Source organism: Bifidobacterium sp. M0353, assembly GCF_016100645.1.
Classification (GTDB): domain Bacteria; phylum Actinomycetota; class Actinomycetes; order Actinomycetales; family Bifidobacteriaceae; genus Bombiscardovia; species Bombiscardovia choladohabitans.
Window position 1 is genome coordinate 1 of sequence record NZ_JACFSB010000001.1, and the last position, 16852, is coordinate 16852.

11 protein-coding genes, 2 tRNA genes and 1 pseudogene are annotated in these 16852 nt (G+C 60.0%); 12 read left to right on the forward strand and 2 right to left on the reverse strand.

Annotation, left to right across the window (positions count from 1 at the left end; translation table 11 throughout):
* The 4 genes and pseudogenes from H3V04_RS00005 to H3V04_RS10090 form a co-directional block, all read left to right on the forward strand.
* A pseudogene (locus H3V04_RS00005) lies at nucleotides 1-1105 on the forward strand (hypothetical protein); the annotation flags it as partial.
* 399 nt (nucleotides 1106-1504) lie between these two features.
* Nucleotides 1505-4315 carry a hypothetical protein gene (locus H3V04_RS00010; protein WP_232342376.1) on the forward strand — a complete coding sequence of 937 codons (2811 nt, stop codon included), beginning with the start codon at nucleotides 1505-1507 and terminating at the stop codon, nucleotides 4313-4315.
* Nucleotides 4316-4776: 461 nt separating this feature from the next.
* Nucleotides 4777-6522 carry a hypothetical protein gene (locus tag H3V04_RS10085; protein WP_232339308.1) on the forward strand — a complete coding sequence of 582 codons (1746 nt, stop codon included), beginning with the start codon at nucleotides 4777-4779 and terminating at the stop codon, nucleotides 6520-6522.
* Entirely contained in the window at nucleotides 6519-7661 is a 1143-nt protein-coding gene (locus tag H3V04_RS10090) for a hypothetical protein (protein WP_232342378.1), read from the forward strand. The genes H3V04_RS10085 and H3V04_RS10090 overlap by 4 nt, the downstream gene beginning before the upstream one ends.
* A gap of 53 nt (nucleotides 7662-7714) precedes the next feature.
* On the opposite strand, the gene H3V04_RS00020 is transcribed toward H3V04_RS10090, so the two are convergent.
* Both H3V04_RS00020 and H3V04_RS00025 read right to left on the reverse strand, forming a co-directional pair.
* A tRNA-Leu gene (locus tag H3V04_RS00020) sits at nucleotides 7715-7795 on the reverse strand.
* Nucleotides 7796-7835: 40 nt separating this feature from the next.
* Nucleotides 7836-7908: transfer RNA gene (locus tag H3V04_RS00025), tRNA-Thr, on the reverse strand.
* Nucleotides 7909-8030: 122 nt separating this feature from the next.
* On the opposite strand from H3V04_RS00025, the gene H3V04_RS00030 reads away from it, so the two are divergent.
* The 8 genes from H3V04_RS00030 to H3V04_RS00065 all read left to right on the forward strand — a co-directional run bounded on the left by H3V04_RS00030 (nucleotide 8031) and on the right by H3V04_RS00065 (nucleotide 16833).
* Complete coding sequence (locus H3V04_RS00030) at nucleotides 8031-9155, forward strand: mannose-1-phosphate guanylyltransferase (RefSeq protein WP_198186798.1); 1125 nt, start codon at nucleotides 8031-8033, stop codon at nucleotides 9153-9155.
* A 129-nt stretch (nucleotides 9156-9284) separates the two neighbouring features.
* Nucleotides 9285-10982, forward strand: a complete 1698-nt coding sequence (gene pgi / locus H3V04_RS00035; RefSeq protein ID WP_198186799.1) for a glucose-6-phosphate isomerase — start codon at nucleotides 9285-9287, stop codon at nucleotides 10980-10982.
* Nucleotides 10983-11204: 222 nt separating this feature from the next.
* Nucleotides 11205-11576 (forward strand): 50S ribosomal protein L19, encoded by a 372-nt coding sequence (rplS, locus tag H3V04_RS00040; RefSeq protein WP_024627419.1) that lies wholly within the window; start codon nucleotides 11205-11207, stop codon nucleotides 11574-11576.
* 145 nt (nucleotides 11577-11721) lie between these two features.
* Nucleotides 11722-12486: a signal peptidase I gene (gene lepB / locus H3V04_RS00045; protein ID WP_052690670.1), complete on the forward strand. Its 765-nt coding sequence runs from the start codon at nucleotides 11722-11724 to the stop codon at nucleotides 12484-12486.
* Nucleotides 12487-12493: 7 nt separating this feature from the next.
* Nucleotides 12494-13201 carry a ribonuclease HII gene (locus H3V04_RS00050; protein ID WP_198186800.1) on the forward strand — a complete coding sequence of 236 codons (708 nt, stop codon included), beginning with the start codon at nucleotides 12494-12496 and terminating at the stop codon, nucleotides 13199-13201.
* A 38-nt stretch (nucleotides 13202-13239) separates the two neighbouring features.
* The gene (locus tag H3V04_RS00055) at nucleotides 13240-14361 is read left to right on the forward strand and encodes a LacI family DNA-binding transcriptional regulator (protein ID WP_232339195.1); all 1122 of its coding nucleotides are present in this window, start codon (nucleotides 13240-13242) and stop codon (nucleotides 14359-14361) included.
* 101 nt (nucleotides 14362-14462) lie between these two features.
* Nucleotides 14463-16076 (forward strand): xylulokinase, encoded by a 1614-nt coding sequence (locus H3V04_RS00060; protein ID WP_198186801.1) that lies wholly within the window; start codon nucleotides 14463-14465, stop codon nucleotides 16074-16076.
* 64 nt (nucleotides 16077-16140) lie between these two features.
* Nucleotides 16141-16833 carry an L-ribulose-5-phosphate 4-epimerase gene (locus H3V04_RS00065; RefSeq protein WP_045923976.1) on the forward strand — a complete coding sequence of 231 codons (693 nt, stop codon included), beginning with the start codon at nucleotides 16141-16143 and terminating at the stop codon, nucleotides 16831-16833.
* The last annotated feature ends 19 nt before the right edge of the window (nucleotides 16834-16852 follow it).

Here is a 16852-nt window from a genome sequence, read left to right on the forward strand (position 1 = left end):
GGCTGAGTGCCAGGTCGATCCCAAGAGCAAGCAGGGGGGTTCCTGGCGGATACAGGACACGAACAAGCTGTATCCGTCGCCGGATTCTGGCAACAAGTACAGCGGCTACAGGCGTTATCATGCCTGGGTGATCGAGTCCATCTCCGGATTCGGTTTGACCTCCTACTTCTCGAACATCGGGACGGCCTATTTCGTTTCGAGTGAGAACGTCCCGGATGCCAGCAAGTTCTCGGTCACGGTGCCTCATACGGTCAACGGGAGCCTGCCGGCGGATTCGGTCGTCGTGTTCAAGGGTGAGGTGTCGCCTATATATACGGCCTGGTCTTCGGGAGGGCTGGGGATGACGGATTCGAGGATGGTCGTTTCCATGAAGCAGAACACTGCCTCTGATTGGACCAGTCTGCTGACCACTCCGGCCAACACCTTCCAGCGGGATGCAGCAGCCGGCACCACGTCTTCCGTCGCGGATTCCGCAACGGGCCTTACGCTGGGCTTGACCAAGACGGCGGCTTCCACGTGGTCTTGGACGCTGAACATCCCTGCTGACAGGTTCACCGGCTACGACGGCAGCGACGAGACACAACTGTATGATTTCCGCATTGAAATGGTCAACCCGATGAACATCCGTTCGGACCCGGCATCCATCGAGCGGAAGGTCGATATGACACCCACCGCGTTGACCTTGGAGCGGTACGACGTCTTCCAGGTGGCGGGGAAAGCCTATAAGTATGTGGACGGGGACAGGAAGGTTCCCGAGACCAAAGGCACCCTGGTGCATGTGACCTGGCCCGGCGGCAGTGGTACGGATGTCGTTGTGGGGGACCAGGGTTCGTGGCAGGCGGTTCCTCCTGAGGGCATCAACCAGGGGCAGTTCTCTGCTCAGGTGCTTTCCGACGATGCCGAGAGCCCTGACGCCCAGGGCCGGTTCCAGGGCGGGAACCAGTCGGCCTCGGTGTCGCATGAGTTGGAGTTCCGTCCTTCCAACTCGGCTTTGCCTCTTACTGGCGGATGGCCGCTTTCCGTGCTCAAAATCCTGCTGCTGATAGCCCTCGGCCTGGCCGGCTTCGTGGCCTGCCTGAGGAACAGGCAGGAAAGCCGGCACTGACCCCGGCAGCATCAGACAGGATCCGCCCCCGCCCCATGAAGTTGAGAGGATGAGTGGGGCCCTGCCGTTGCCAGTCACCCGCACCCCTAACTCAGACTGTTCTTAGTCAAGACTAAGGACGGTCGCGAAACACCCTTTCTGAATCCCAGATCACGCTTTCAGTCTCGGTACTCTTAAAGCATGTAAAGGGGACAAGAAGATGCCATAAGTGAGGATACGGTACTTGTGCTCCAGGGTTTCGTGGCCTGCACCGGGGACCAATCAAGCGTGCAGTCCATCTGATTCTGGAGATGGTTGCATTGAGGTGTGGGGGGTAGCGTGTTGAACCGATTGCAAGAAGGGGTCAATGAGGGTCCACGGCATGTGGATCGCCCTATAGTGGCTGTTTTGATAACCCTTTTGGCGACGCTGGCCATGGTTGTTCCGCTAGGGCTGAGCGCGCTTTCGGCCAATCAGGCCAATGCCATCGATGGGCAGGGCGGGACGGCCAGCAGGAAGCCTCTGCTCTATAAGATGCTGGCCTATAACGACAAGATTGATTCATACCAGGATGAGCTGCGGATGGACTTCATCCTGCGCGTGAAGCACAACGATTTCAATCCGCAATGCGTTCCGATGCGTGATACTTCTCCCTATGATTCAGTAAAGTGCAATCTGTCTTTCGCATATCAATATGAAGGAGCGCAAAGTCCGTCCCACTATACCCGGATTCGGTACCTGAATACTATTTCAACAAATCCCAACGACCCCACTGGCGGTGCTGAGCAATGGGCGGAAAATGAGGAGCAGTTCTTTACGGTTCATAAAGTGATCAACTCTGGTTTATATGATTTCCTGGCTGTATCCATAGAGGGTGATTTGTCCTACATGGATACCTCCTTGGATCCGAAATATTATGTGACTGGCGGTTATCCGGAGCCTTTGAACGTCTTCGCAATTGTTGGTCAACAAAACAATACGCTCTCGTGTGGAGGTTCTCCATGGGACTACACTACGAATGACTGCACATCCTTCGATCCGAGCTCTATCGGCAGCAACGTCCAAGACAGGGTCGCCAATATCACTGCAGACCAGGGTAAGGGCATCAAGCTTTACATGGGCAACTGCCTAGGTAACAGTCCCCACCCTCAGTGCAGCGGACCTGCTTCTTGGGTTGGCTGGAATGGTAATCCCCCTCTTTATGGTGGTCACCAGGCCAATTGGGGCATGGTAACGGATTATGGATTTCCTATAGGAGCCAATCCGGTTCCAGGAGTAGCGCCCCCCAAGTCCTTCTTTGTATACTGGTTCAATTTGCGTGGAAATAACAGCGCTGGTGGAATATGTTCCACGACCAACTCCTATTACTACCAATGGGTGGCGCAGAAGAATAGCCAATGGGTGCCTGTCGATGCGCTGACGCCTAAACCGGTGCTCGTAACTGGTCAGAAGCCAGCAGTAAACGGCTTGACCAATTCCTGGGGTCTTCAATATCAGGTCAATGACAATACGGCTTACAACGTCGATCCGACTGACCCAAAGTATGCGAATACCACCAACGTGCTTTTTGCGACTGATAAGGATGGCCAGCCTATGCCTGCCCAGAAGGCTGATGGCGGGATTGATTTCAAAGAGGCCAAGGAGAAGCAGGATCTTGACGGTTATTTCAAACTAGTTACTTGGCCTGTCACTACTAATGCCGATGGCACCCAGTGCAAGCCGACGGCAAGCACTCCTGAAGTCACCACTAAGATATATGACCCTCAACAGGATAGCCTTGTTGGGATAACAGACGATATGTCTACAGCCCAGAAAAACACGAATCTGGATGCAGGATGGGCTATCGATACTGCCTTCTATAAGTATGATGTGCCTCGTCCCGACGATCCGACCATCACCAATATCCAGAATAATGCTGATGGCTCCTTGAATGCCTCGGGAAGCGTCTATACTGGCAAGCTTGATCCGGTGGTCAGCGGTGAGTGCACTCCCTCCAAAGATGACACACATCCCAACACGGTTACCTTGTTCGGAGAGGATCCTGGCAATCCTTTCAAGGAGGGGCAGAGCAAGAGCAGTGACGATCTGGTGAAAAGCTCGGACTCCTGGGGGTTCAAGCTGGGAGAGACCGTATGCAAGGTCGATCCCAAGAGCAAGCAGGGAGGCTCCTGGCAGATACAGGACACCAATAAGCAGTATCCGTCGCCGGATCCGGGCAACAAGTACAACGGTTACAGGCGCTATCATGCCTGGGTGACTGAGTCCGCCTCCGGGTTCGGCTTGACCTCCTTCTTCTCGAACATAGGGACAGCCTATTTCGTCTCCAACGAGAATGCTCCGGACGGCAAGCTCTCTGTGACAGTCCCCCATACGAAAAACGGGATTTTACCGGCGAACTCGGTCGTCACCTTCAAAGGCACTGTTTCGCCTATAAATATGGCCTGGTCCTCGGGTGGGCTGGGGATGACTGATTCCAGGCTGGCCATTTCCATGAAGCAGAATGCTGCCTCGGACTGGACGCCCCTGCTGACCACTCCGGCCAACACCTTCCAACGGGATGCGGCGGTCGGCACTGCTTCTTCCGCCGCGGATTCCGCCTCGGGACTCACGTTGAATCTCACGAAGACGGCGGCTTCCACCTGGTCCTGGACCTTGACCATATCGGCTGACAGATTCACCGGTTACAACGGCGACGACGAAACGCAAAAGTATACCTTCCAGGTCAAGATGATCAACCCTCTGAATGTCCCTTCGGACCCGGCTTCCATCAACCGGACGGTCGACATGACGCCGACCACGCTGACCTTGGAGCGGTACGATATCTTCCAGGTAGCAGGCAAGGCCTATAAGTATGTCAACGGAAACATCAGGGTTCCTGAGACCAAAGGGACTCTGGTCCATATAACCTGGCCCGGCAACAGCAGCACAGATGTCGCCGTGGGAGACCAGGGTTCATGGCAGGCGACTCCGCCTGAGGGGATAAACCAGGGAAAATTCACCGCTCAGGTTTCTTCCGATGATGCCGAAAGCGCTGATACTCAAAGCAGCAACTTCCGAGGTGGAAACGAGTCGGCTGCGGTGTCACACGCACTGGAATTCCGGCCCTCCACCTCATCCCTGCCCTTCGCCGGAGGATGGCCGCTTTCCGTGCTCAGGATCCTGCTGATGTTGATACTGGGTCTGGCTGGCTTTGTGGCCTGCCTGAGGAATAGGCAGGAGAGCCGATACTGATTTTCGGGCGGCATAAGGCAGGGCCTGTGCTCATCTCCGCGGAATTCGGGGGATGAGGGCAGGCCCTGCTTGTGTTTCCTGTGCGCGAGATGGGACTCGAGCCCAGACATCTGAAGGACAGCTGGCGGGAGAGCCGCTTGGCAGCGTCGAACTGTCTGCCTTTCCATGACAAGGTGGCCTCCCCGTCCAATTAGACCAGCCAGATGAAGACCGTAAACGGTTGTGAAATGCCCTTCGTGAAACACCCTATGGGAATCCTTGATAATGCTTGCAATTCCAGTGCTCCTGGAGCATGTATGGAAAAGGCGAAGATGCTATTTTTTTATCTCTATGATAGAGTCTAAACAGTTGGGGACAAATGAAAAAGCAAAGTAGAGCTGCTCTGGCGAATAATTATATCTTGATTTGGGGGTATTGGATTGAAGCGATTACAAGAACGGGACGCTAAGGGTTCACAGCGTGTGAGCCGTCCGATAATTGCCGTTCTGGTAACCCTTCTGGCGACGCTGGCCATGGTTATTCCGTTTGGGCTGAGCGCCCTTTCGGCCAATCGGGCCAATGCCATCGATGGACAGGACGAAACGGCCAGCAGAAAACCCCTGCTCTATAGGATGATGGCCTTCAACGACAGGATCGATGCCTACCAGGATGAGCTGCGCATGGACTTCATCCTGCGCGTGAAGCACAATGAATTTAAGCCGGATTGTGTCGGTGTTGGTGGGACTGACACCAAAAATCCGTCACAATGCAATTTATCTTTCATATATCAGTTTGTTGGTTCCGAAAACCCTGACTATTACAGGCGCGTGCGGTATATGAACACTATCACCCCGGATGATTACGTAGACAGCAATAAAAATGCCTACGCTTATGATGGTGCCTTAGCCTGGGCCAGGAACCAGGCTGAGTTCTTCACCGTTCATAAGATTATCAATTCTGGTTTGTATGACTACCTGACCATATCCATCGAGGGTGATATGAACATTAAGGATACGTCTACAGATCCCGCAAAATTTGCTGTTGGCGGTCACCCCGAGCCCTTGAATGTCTTTGCCATCGTTGGTGACCAGAACAAGGCCCTGTCTTGTGGCAATTCTTCCTGGTCCTGGACTACCGATAACTGCACAAGCTTTGATCCGGCTTCCATGAGTGATTTACAGGCTCAGGATAGATATTCAAATATCACAGCGAGCATGTCCCAGGACAAACAGATGAAAGTGTATATGGGTTACTGCCTGGATAGCAAAGCGGATATGAAGTGCAGCGGCCCGTATTCTTGGGTTGGTTGGGACAGCAACCCAAATCTCTACCAAAACAATCAGGCTAACTGGGGCATGGTAACCGATTACGGTTTTCCTGACTATAAGAGCAATGCTACTGGGCCAATCGCCGGCACTGCTCCGGGAACAGCTCCGGCACGGTCTTTCTTCGTGTACTGGCTGAATCCGCGTGGCAGTACTAATGACAATCCTGATGGCATATGTTCTGAGACCAATTCGTATTATTACCAGTGGGTGGCTCTGAAGGATAGCGAGTGGGTGCCTGTCAATGAGCTGACTCCCGAGCCGGTCCTGGTGACAGGCCAGCAACCGTCCCCCAATACGGCGACTACCACGACCAGCAAGGCGTCCCAAGTCAGCAAGTATTCCGCTTTCAACGTGAGTCCGAAGGATCCTCAATATCTCGACAACCCCAACGTGCTTTTTGCCACTGACAAGGATGGCAATCCCATGCCTGCCCAGAAAGCTGATGGCGGGATTGATTTCAAGGAGGCCAAGGAGAAGCAGGATCTTGACGGCTATTTCAAGATGGTCACCTGGCCTGTCACCACGAATCGGGATGGCAGCGCTTGTACCGTCAGCCCTGAAGTGTACAACCCCAAGAGCGCTGGTCTTGTAGGGATAAACGATGGTATGTCCACCGTGGAGAAGGATACGAATATCTCTGCGGGCTGGACGATCAATAGCGCCTTTTATAAGTATGACGTGCCTCGTCCTGATGATCCTACGATCACCAAGATCGAAAACGATGCTGATGCCGGTTTGGATGCTTCTGGAAGCGTGTATACGACCAAGCTTGATCCGGTAATCAGTGGTGAGTGCATGCCCTCCAAGGATGCCGCGCGTCCCAACAAGGTCGTTCTCTACGGCGAGGACCCAGCAATCCCATTGTGGAGGGGCAGGGCACGAATGGCGATGACCTGGTGAAAGGGACGGACACGTGGGGGTTCAGGCTGGGCGAGGCTGAGTGCCAGGTCGATCCCAAGAGCAAGCAGGGGGGTTCCTGGCGGATACAGGACACGAACAAGCTGTATCCGTCGCCGGATCCTGGCAACAAGTACAGCGGCTACAGGCGTTATCATGCCTGGGTGACTGAGTCTGTCTCCGGGTTCGGCCTGACCTCGTTCTTCTCGAATATTGGAACTGCCTATTTCGTTTCGGGAGAAAACGTCCCGGATGCCAGCAAGTTCTCGGTCACTGTGCCCCATACGGTCAACGGGAGCCTGCCGGCGGATTCGGTCGTTGTGTTCAAGGGTGAGGTGTCGCCTGTGTACACGGCTTGGTCGTCGGGCGGGCTGGGGATGACTGATTCCAGGATGGCTGTTTCGATGAAGCAGAATGCTGCCTCGGGCTGGACCAGTCTGCTGACCACTCCGGCCAACACCTTCCAGAGGGATGCGGCGGTCGGCGCTGTTCCTTCCGTCACTGACCCCACATCAGGCCTCACGCTGAACCTGACCAAGACGGCGGCTTCCACCTGGTCCTGGTCGCTGAATATCCCTGCTGACAAGTTCACCGGTTACAACGGTGACGACGAAACGCAGACCTATACTTTCCAGGTTGAAATGGTCAACCCGATGAACCTCCGTTCGGGCCCGGCATCCATCGAGCGGAAAATCGACATGACGCCCACCACGCTGACCATTGACCGCCATGACGTCTTCCAGGTGGCCGGCAGGGCCTACAAGTATGTGGACGGGGACAGGAAGATTCCTGAGACCAAGGGGACCATGGTGCATGTGACCTGGCCTGACAACACTGGCACGGATGTGGCTGTGGGGGACCAGGGCATTTGGCAGGCGGTCCCACCTGAGGGAATGAAGCAGGGGGATGTCGCCGTCCAGGTGCTTTCGGATGATGCCGAGGGCCCTGACGCGCAGGGCAGGTTCCTAGGCGGGAACCAGTCGGCCTCGGTGTCGCAGATGCTGGAGTTCCGGCCTTCGACCTCCTCCCTGCCGCTTACCGGCGGATGGCCGCTTTCCGTGCTCAGGATCCTGCTGCTGATAGCCCTAGGCCTGGTGGGCTTCGTGGCCTGCCTGAGGAACAAGCAGGAGAGCCGACGCTGATCCCCGCAACGTAAGACAGGGCCTGTACTTGCGGGCCCTGTTCTTAATTCCCGTGCGCGAGATGGGACTCGAACCCACACGTCCGAAGACACAGGAACCTAAATCCTGCGCGGCTACCATTACGCCACTCGCGCGTACGACATGCCCTGCCGTTGAAAGGGCAGCTAGTGAAAGAGCCACTTGACAGAATCGAACTGTCGACCTTCTCATTACGAGTGAGACGCTCTGCCAACTGAGCTAAAGTGGCCTTCGCCTCCCGTCCGGACCTGCCGGAAGAAGACAACATGTCACATCATACTGGATGCGCGCGATAAAAACGCCTTGCACTTCGGGCCGAGGGTGTACAAGCTTCTTGACACAATGGAAGGCATGGATCTCAATGATTTCTATGCCGTCATTCCGGCCGGTGGCGTGGGCACCCGGCTCTGGCCATTGAGCCGCCAGGACCGGCCCAAGTTCCTCTATGATCTGTTGGGATCAGGCAGAACAATGATCCAGGGCACCTTTGACCGTCTGGCCGGCATCTGCGGGGCTGACCATGTGGTCGTCTCCACTGGCCAGCGGCATGTGGACCAGGTGCGTCAGCAACTTCCGGATCTGGCTGAGGACGCGCTCTTCGCCGAGCCGGTTCCTCGCGATTCCACGGCGGCCATAGCCTTGGCGACTGCTGTACTGGCCCAGCGGCACGGCGGGGAAATCATCGTGGGCTCCTTTGCCGCCGACCACGTCATCCGAGACGACAAAGCATTCGCGGCCTCAGTGGAGCAGGCGGTGGCGGCGGCCCGGGCCGGTTATGTGACTACCATCGGCATCGCCGCCTCCCGTCCCTCCACCGCCTTCGGCTACATCCACCAAGGCCCCTCCCTGGCCGATCGCATTCCCGGGGCCCCTGATGCCCGCTTGGTCAGCGAATTCGTCGAGAAGCCGGATGCCTCTACGGCCCAGGCTTACCTGTCCACAGGGGAGTATCGATGGAACGCCGGCATGTTCGTCATGCAGGCCCAAGTGCTTCTGGACTGCCTGCGTCGTTACAAGCCGGAGCTCCACGCCGCGGTCATGGCCATCGCCCAGGTCTGGGACCAGGGCGAGCAGACCCGCGGCCAGGCCATGGAGGAGCACTGGCCGGGCATTGAGAAGATCGCCTTTGACTATGCCGTGGCCGAGCCCCTTTCGGCGGCCGGCGGCGTGGCGGTTGTTCCAGGGGGCTTCGATTGGGATGACATCGGCGACTTCAATTCAGTGGCCGGCCTGCTGCCGTCCTCCAACAGGCGCAACATCAAGATTCTTGGGGATGCCGACCGGGTCATGTATCTGGATTCAGCCGGAGATATGGTCGTGCCAGGCTCTGAACGCACGGTCGCCCTTCTGGGTGTGGATGACATGATCGTCGTCGACACTCCCGATGCTCTCCTGGTGGCCCCCCGGGCCCGCAGTCAGGAAGTCAAGGACATGGTGGCCAAGTTGGCCCAGTACGGCTGTGACGACATACTTTGACAGCGATTCTGCTCGGTCAAGTAGATTGACTGATTTTGTTGTCTTCTGTCTGCTTTTGTGAGTAGTTTGGGTTACAGAACCGGGTGCTCGGTAGACCGGGCATCACCTCATGAAAGGACCCGAACAACCATGGCCATCAATCCTCCAGTGGACGCTACCAGCACCAAGGCCTGGGCGGCCTTGCACCAGCACTTCGACGACATGCAGCGCCAAGGGATCGATCTGCGCGCATGGTTCGCCAAGGACCCGCAGCGCACCGAAAAGCTCAGCTTCGAGCTGGGTGATCTCTATATTGATCTGTCCAAGAACCTGATTCAGCCCGAGACCCTGTCACTGCTGGCCCAGCTGGGTCGCGAGGTCGGCCTTGAGGAGCGGATCGAGGCCATGTTCAACGGCGAGCACATCAACAACACCGAGGACAGGGCCGTCCTGCACACAGCCCTGCGCCGTCCCGAGGAGGATCGCGGCCGGCTGATCGTGGACGGCCAGGATGTTGTCGGCGACGTCCGCGACACCCTCAAGCGCATCTATGCCTTTGCCGACCAGGTCCGCTCGGGCAGCTGGACCGGTCTGACCGGCAAGCGCATCACCACCGTGGTCAACATCGGCATCGGCGGCTCCGACCTTGGCCCGGTCATGGCTTACGAGGCCCTGAAGCCCTACGCGGATGCCGGCATCAGCGCCCGCTACATCTCCAACATCGACCCCAACGATCTGGCCGAGAAGACTCGCGATCTGGATCCGGAGACCACACTCTTCATCATCGTCTCCAAGACCTTCACCACCCTGGAGACCCTGACCAACGCCCGCCAGGCCCGCGCCTGGCTCCTGAAGAGCCTGGGCGAGCGTGGCCTGCTGTCCAAGGACGGCGAGGACCTTTCGGCCGAGGCCATCCGCCGGCATTTCATCGCCGTCTCGACCGCCCTGGACAAGGTGCGCGATTTCGGCATCGATCCGGGCAACGTCTTCGGCTTCTGGAACTGGGTCGGTGGTCGGTACTCGGTGGATTCCGCCGTGGGCACCTCCCTGGCCATCACCATCGGCCCGGACCGCTTCGAGGAGTTCCTCAAGGGCTTCAACACTGTAGACCGCTACTTCCGCGCCACCCCTCTGGATCGGAACGTGGTGGCCCTGATGGGTCTGCTCAACGTCTGGTATGTCAACTTCTTCGGCGCCCACTCGCACGCCGTGCTGCCCTATGACCAGTATCTGCACCGCTTCCCGGCCTACCTGCAGCAGCTGACCATGGAGTCCAACGGCAAGTCCGTGCGCTGGGACGGCACCCCGGTGACCAGCCTGACCGGCGAAATCTTCTGGGGGGAGCCCGGCACCAACGGACAGCACGCCTTCTACCAGCTGATCCACCAGGGCACCCGCCTGATCCCCGCCGACTTCATCGCCTTCGCCAACACCCCCAATCCGGCCAAGGACGGCGACCAGGACGTGCATGAGCTCTTCCTGGCCAACTTCCTGGCCCAGACCAAGGCATTGGCCTTCGGCAAGACCGCCGACGAGGTCCGCACCGAGGGCACCCCGGAGGCCATCGTCCCGGCCCGTGTCTTCACCGGCAACCGGCCCACCACCTCCATCTTCGGTGATGCACTGACCCCGGCCGCCCTGGGCGAGCTGATCGCCCTCTACGAACACATCACCCTGACCGAGGGCACTGTCTGGGGCATTGATTCCTTCGACCAGTGGGGCGTTGAGCTGGGCAAGAAGCTGGCCCGCGAGATTACGCCGGCCATCTCCCGGGACGACCAGGCGTTGGCTGAGCAGGATCAGTCCACAAAGTCCCTGATCGCCTTCTACAGGGCCCACCGCCGCTGATGTCCGGCCGGGCCCATGCAGGTCCGGCTCGTGGTATATTATTGGACAGTTGTTTGCCGGAAGGGTAGCTGCCGCATGGGCTCCCTTCCTTTCAGGTCCAGCCGGATGCTCCGGCGGATCGGCACCCCCGACGGCAGACCGTCGGGTTCCGTCCAGGATTGCTTCCTTTGATGGTTGCGGTCCATGTCATGGGTCGATGTGCGGCGGCCATGGAGGAACAGCATGAACGCGATTCAGGAATTCGACGCCAGCCACATGAAGCCTGCGGAGCAGATCCCAGACTTCCGCCCCGGCGATACCGTCGAGGTCAACGTCAACATCACTGAGGGCAACAACTCTCGTATCCAGGCTTTCACGGGCGTGGTGATCGCCCGTCAGGGCTCCGGCGTGCGCGAGACCATCCTGGTGCGCAAGGTCAGCTTCGGCGTGGGCGTCGAGCGTCGCTTCCCTCTGCACTCCCCGCAGATCGACTCCATCAAGGTGCTGCGCCACGGCCGTGTCCGCCGCGCCAAGCTCTACTACCTGCGTGGTCTGCACGGCAAGGCAGCCCGCATTGTCGAGCGTCGCGACAACAAGGCCGAGTCCAACAAGTAGGTTTCGACCAGGGCGACCCAGCCCAAGGCTGGCCGCTAACACCCGGGATGCAATTCTCCCGGGTTTTTCCATGCTTGGGTGTGTACGCTATGAGGCATGCGGAACCTGTTCGCGTGCGGGTTCCGGCGGATGACAAGGAGTGGATATGGCCTTTCGGGATGAGGAAGCGACCTCGTCGGGACTTTGGTACCCGGACGGCAGACAGGCCACCTCAGCCCCGGTGCCGCCCCGTCATGCCTTCGACCGTCCCGGTGGACGCGGCTCCACCAAGGGCAGCCACCCGCGTCTGGGTGAGCGTGGTTTCCTGCCCGAGTTTCTGTTCGAGCTGGTTACCCTCTTGGCCGTCGTCGCTGTCCTGCGCATATTTTTGTTCAGCATCTACGTCATCCCCTCCGGCTCCATGGAGAACACCCTTGGCGTCGGGGACAGAATCCTGACCACTCACCGGCTGACCAGATCCATGGTGGCCCCCCGCCGAGGGGATGTGGTGGTCTTCACCGACCCTGCCAATTGGCTGGGTGAAGAGTCCGCACCCAGCTTTCGTGGCAGTCACCTGGTCAAACGCCTGATCGGCATGCCCGGCGACACGGTGGCCTGCAAGGGTCATGGCGCTCCGGTTACCGTCAATGGCGTCGCCCTGGACGAGAGCTCCTACCTGCGCCCAGGAGTGGAGCCCAGCTCCTTTGCCTTCAAGGTCAAGGTGGACCCGGGGTACGTCTTCGTCATGGGCGACAACCGTTCCAATTCCGCCGATTCCCGTCTGCACAAGGACGACGGCCACAATGGCCTGGTCCCCATGGACAACATCAAAGGCACCGCGCTGCTTACCTATTACCCGGTGGGCAGCTGGAAGCTACTCAACAACCAGCACAAGGTCTTCGACGCCGTGCCCGAGCCGACGCAGGATTGAACCGGCTGTGAGGCGGATCCTGCCGACCCTGGCCACCGAGGCTGCCTTGGCCGGCCAGGGAGCCGAGTATGTGCTTGGTCTGGATGAGGTCGGCCGCGGAGCCCTGGCGGGTCCGGCCATGGTCGGCGTGGTGGCTGTCCGGTCCGCTGACCTGCCCAATTTGAAGGTCCCTGACGGGGTGGCTGATTCCAAGATGCTGACTCCTGCGCGCCGGCTGGCCATGTACCGTGACCTGGAGGACTGGGCTGCTGGCTGGGCGGTGGGGTCCTGCTCCAACCATGAGATCGATCAGTGGGGCATCGTCCATGCCCTGGGCATCGCCGCCCTGCGTGCGCTGGCTGAATTGGAGCAGGGGATGGACCTGGGGCCTGGCCGCCGTCTGGCCGCCATCCTTGACGGCCCCAATGACTACATCACCCCGGCCGCCGACAGTTTTGACGCCCCCGACCTTCCGGTTCTGCCCAAGGTCTCCACCCAGGTCAAGGGCGACGCCCACTGTGCCAGTGTGGCCTGCGCAGCGGTCATCGCCAAGGTCACCCGTGACCGGCTTATGGTCCGCCTGGTCGCCTCCGACCCCGCCCTGGCCCCATACCAGTGGGAGCACAACAAGGGCTATGGCTCGCCTGCACACCTGGAGGCCATTCGCCGTCTGGGGCCCAGCCGTCTGCATCGGGTCAGCTGGCATTTGCCCTCGTCCGGTCCCGGCAGGGGCTAATATCGGAACGGTCGACACGGCTATCGGAAGAAGGTCACATGCCCGCAGGCAACGGGGGCAGGTCACGGTCCAAGCGCCCCTCCATGTTCGAGGTTGCCCGGCTGGCCGGGGTCTCCCACCAGACCGTTTCCAGGGTCATCAACAATTCCAAGGACGTTTCTCCGGCGACGCGGATCAAGGTCCAGCAGGCCATCAGGAAGTTGGGCTACCGACCCAGCAATTCCGCGCGGGCCCTGGCATCCAGCCGCAGCCGGACCATCGGACTGGTGGCTGGCGGCGTCAGTCTCTTCGGGCCTGTCTCATCGATCACGGCCATCGAGACCGTGGCCCGTTCCCATGGTCTGTTCATGTCGGTCATGATGGTGGACGAGTCAGCTTGTACGCTTGCCGGATTCCAGGAGCTCTGCGGCACCTTCCTGGAGCAGAATGTGGATGCCTTCATCTTTCTGACCCCCACCGACACCATGTTCCAGGCCGCCTGCCAGGTGGAGGTGAGCCAGCCCCGGGTCATCGTCACCTCCACGCATGGCATCACCAGCGTCGAAGAGGCCCTGAGCCGCCGGCGGGGTGAAGGCCGGATAGCCCTGACCGGAATCGACCAGTGGGGCGCCGTGCAGCGGCTGGCCCGGCTGCTGGTCTCCCGGGGCCATAGGCGGGTGCTCTATATGGCCGGTCCCTCTCAGTGGCGGGATGCCTCCACCCGACTGGCCTCCTGGAAGGTGGCCTGCGCCCGTTGCCGCATACGCACGGCCGTGGTCCACGCCCGCAGCTGGGAGGCGGGGGAGTCCTACACGCTGATGAACCACCTGATCGATCAGCGGGGCATGAGTGGCACCTCCCTGCCCTCGGCTGTGGTCACCGCCAACGACAACCAGGCCGTGGGCGTAGCGCGGTCCTTGCAGGAGCACGGCATCCGCATTCCCGGTGACATCAGCTTGGTGGGCTTCGACGACGTACCCACGGTAGACAACATGTTTCCGCCGCTGGCCACGGTCCGTCCCCGCTTTGAGGATCTGGGGGTGGCCACCATGCGGCAGGTCCTGGCCCTGCTGCACCAGGGGCAGCCGGTGGACTTCCCGGTCACCCACCACGGTGTGGGGCTGATCCAGGCGGATGTGATCCAGCGTCGGTCCCTGGGCTACGCAGTCGAGCGCATCTGACCACTGTTGGCCAGCACCCGCTGGCTTGCCTGATGCTCTGGTCTCAGATACAATTGGAACCATACTATGTGAGCGTTAACATATCAGGCAAAGGAGCGGACATGGCTGTTGGCGAACAAGGCGTCATCGTAAGCGAACTACAGGAGGGCGCGACCAGTCTGGGCATCGAATTCGGCTCCACCCGCATCAAGGCTGTGCTGATCGACCACGACTACCGGACGCTGGCCACCGGGGACGTCGAGTGGGAGAACCGGCTGGAGGACGGCCTGTGGACATACTCCATGGACCAGATTCACCAGGGTCTGCAGGCGGCCTATAAGGCCATGGCCGAGGATGTCCGTCGCCAGTACGGGGTGACGCTGACCAAGATCGGCGCCATGGGGATCTCGGCGATGATGCACGGCTACCTGGCCTTCGACAAGGATGGCCAGCTGCTGGTGCCCTTCCGCACCTGGCGCAACACCAACACCCGCCAGGCCCATGAGGAGCTGTCGCAGGCCTTCAAGATCAATATTCCCGAGCGCTGGTCCATCGCCCACCTCTACCAGGCCATCCTGAACGGCGAAGAGCATGTGCCCAGGGTGGCCTACATCACCACCCTGGCAGGCTACATGCACTGGAGGCTCTCCGGCCGCAAGGTCATCGGCATCGGCGACGCCTCGGGCATGTTCCCCATTGACTCCTCACGCAAGGAGTTCGACCAGGGCCTGCTGGACATCTTCTCCCGACTGCCCCAGGTCAAGGCCCAGCCCTGGGACATCCACGACCTGCTGCCTGAGCCGTTGACCGCCGGCAGCGATGCGGGGGCACTGACCGCAGAAGGCGCCGCCCTGCTCGATCCCAGTGGTCAGCTGCAGCCCGGCGTGCCCATGGCCCCGCCCGAGGGCGATGCGGGGACCGGCATGGTGGCGACCAACGCGGTTCGTCCCCGCACCGGCAACGTGTCTGCAGGCACATCCATCTTCGCCATGGTGGTCCTGGAACATCCCCTGCGTGACTTCCACCCCGAGGTGGATCCGGTCACCACACCGGCTGGGGATCCGGCCGGCATGAGCCATGCCAACAATTTCACCTCGGACCTGAACGCCTGGGTGGGTCTGTTCGGGGACTTCGCCAAGGCTGCCGGTCTGGACCTGAAGGGGGATGCGCTCTACGCCACCCTGTTCAACCAGGCCCTTCTGGCAGACAAGGACGCCGGCGGGCTGATCAACTACTGCTTCTATTCCGGGGAGTTCCTGGCTGGCCTGGAGGAGGGTCGTCCCGTCTTTGCCCGCGGCCCCGAGGGGCGGATGACCCTGGCCAACTTCATGCGCGCCCAGCTCTTCTCGGCCTTCTCGCCGGTCACCATCGGCATGGATGTGATGACCCGTCAGGAGCATGTCCAGGTGGATACCATGGTCGGGCACGGCGGCATCTTCGCCACCCCCAAGGTGGCCCAGCGGATCCTGGCCGCCGCCTTCAACGCCCCCATCAAGGTCATGTCCACCGCTGTGGAGGGGGGCGCCTGGGGCATGGCCGTCCTGGCCGACTATCTGGGCCATGCCGACCAGACCCTGGCCGACTACCTGGATGCCAATGTCTTTGCGGGCGTCCAGTCCACAACCGAGCAGCCGGACCCGGCTGATGTGAAGGGCTTCAGAACCTTCTTCGACCGCTTCACCAAGGGCCTGCCCATCGAGCAGGCGGCCGTGAAGACCATTCCCCTGCAGGGATGAGGCCGGGAGCTGAAAACGTCAAGCGGCCGGATCAGCGGGATCGGGCCGGGAAAAGGAGTTGCTGATGGTGTCCTTGGCTGATTATTCGCCCGAGGTGCGCGACGAGGTGAAACTGGTGCGCGAGCAGGTGGCCACCCTGCATGCGCAGCTGACCAGGTGGAATCTGGTGGTCTGGACGGCGGGCAACGTCTCGCAGCGCCTGCGCTCCGCCGATCTGATGGTTATCAAGCCCTCGGGGGTGCGCTATGAGCACCTGACCCCGGGATCCATGGTGGTCACCGATCTGGATGGCAACGTGGTGGACGGCGCTGAGGCCCCGTCCTCGGACACGCTATCCCACGCCTATATCTACCGGCACATGCCCGAGGTCTACGGCGTGGTCCACACCCATTCCACCTATGCCACCGCCTGGGCGGCCACCGGCAGGGACATTCCCTGTGTGCTGACCATGATGGGCGACGAGTTCGGCGGCCCCGTGCCGGTGGGTCCCTTCGAGCTGATCGGCTCCGAGGCCATCGGCAAGGGCGTGGTCGATACCTTAAAGGATCACCCGGGCTGCCCGGCCGTGCTCATGCGCAACCATGGGCCCTTCACCGTGGGAGCCGATGCCGAGGCTGCCGTCAAGGCAGCGGCCATGACCGAGGAGGTGGCCCACACGGTCTGGGCAGCCGAGCAGATCGGCACGCCCAAGCCCATCGATCCAGCCGACATAGCCAAGCTCAACGACCGGTACCAGCACGTCTACGGCCAGCACTGAGTCGGAAAGCATAAGCAAA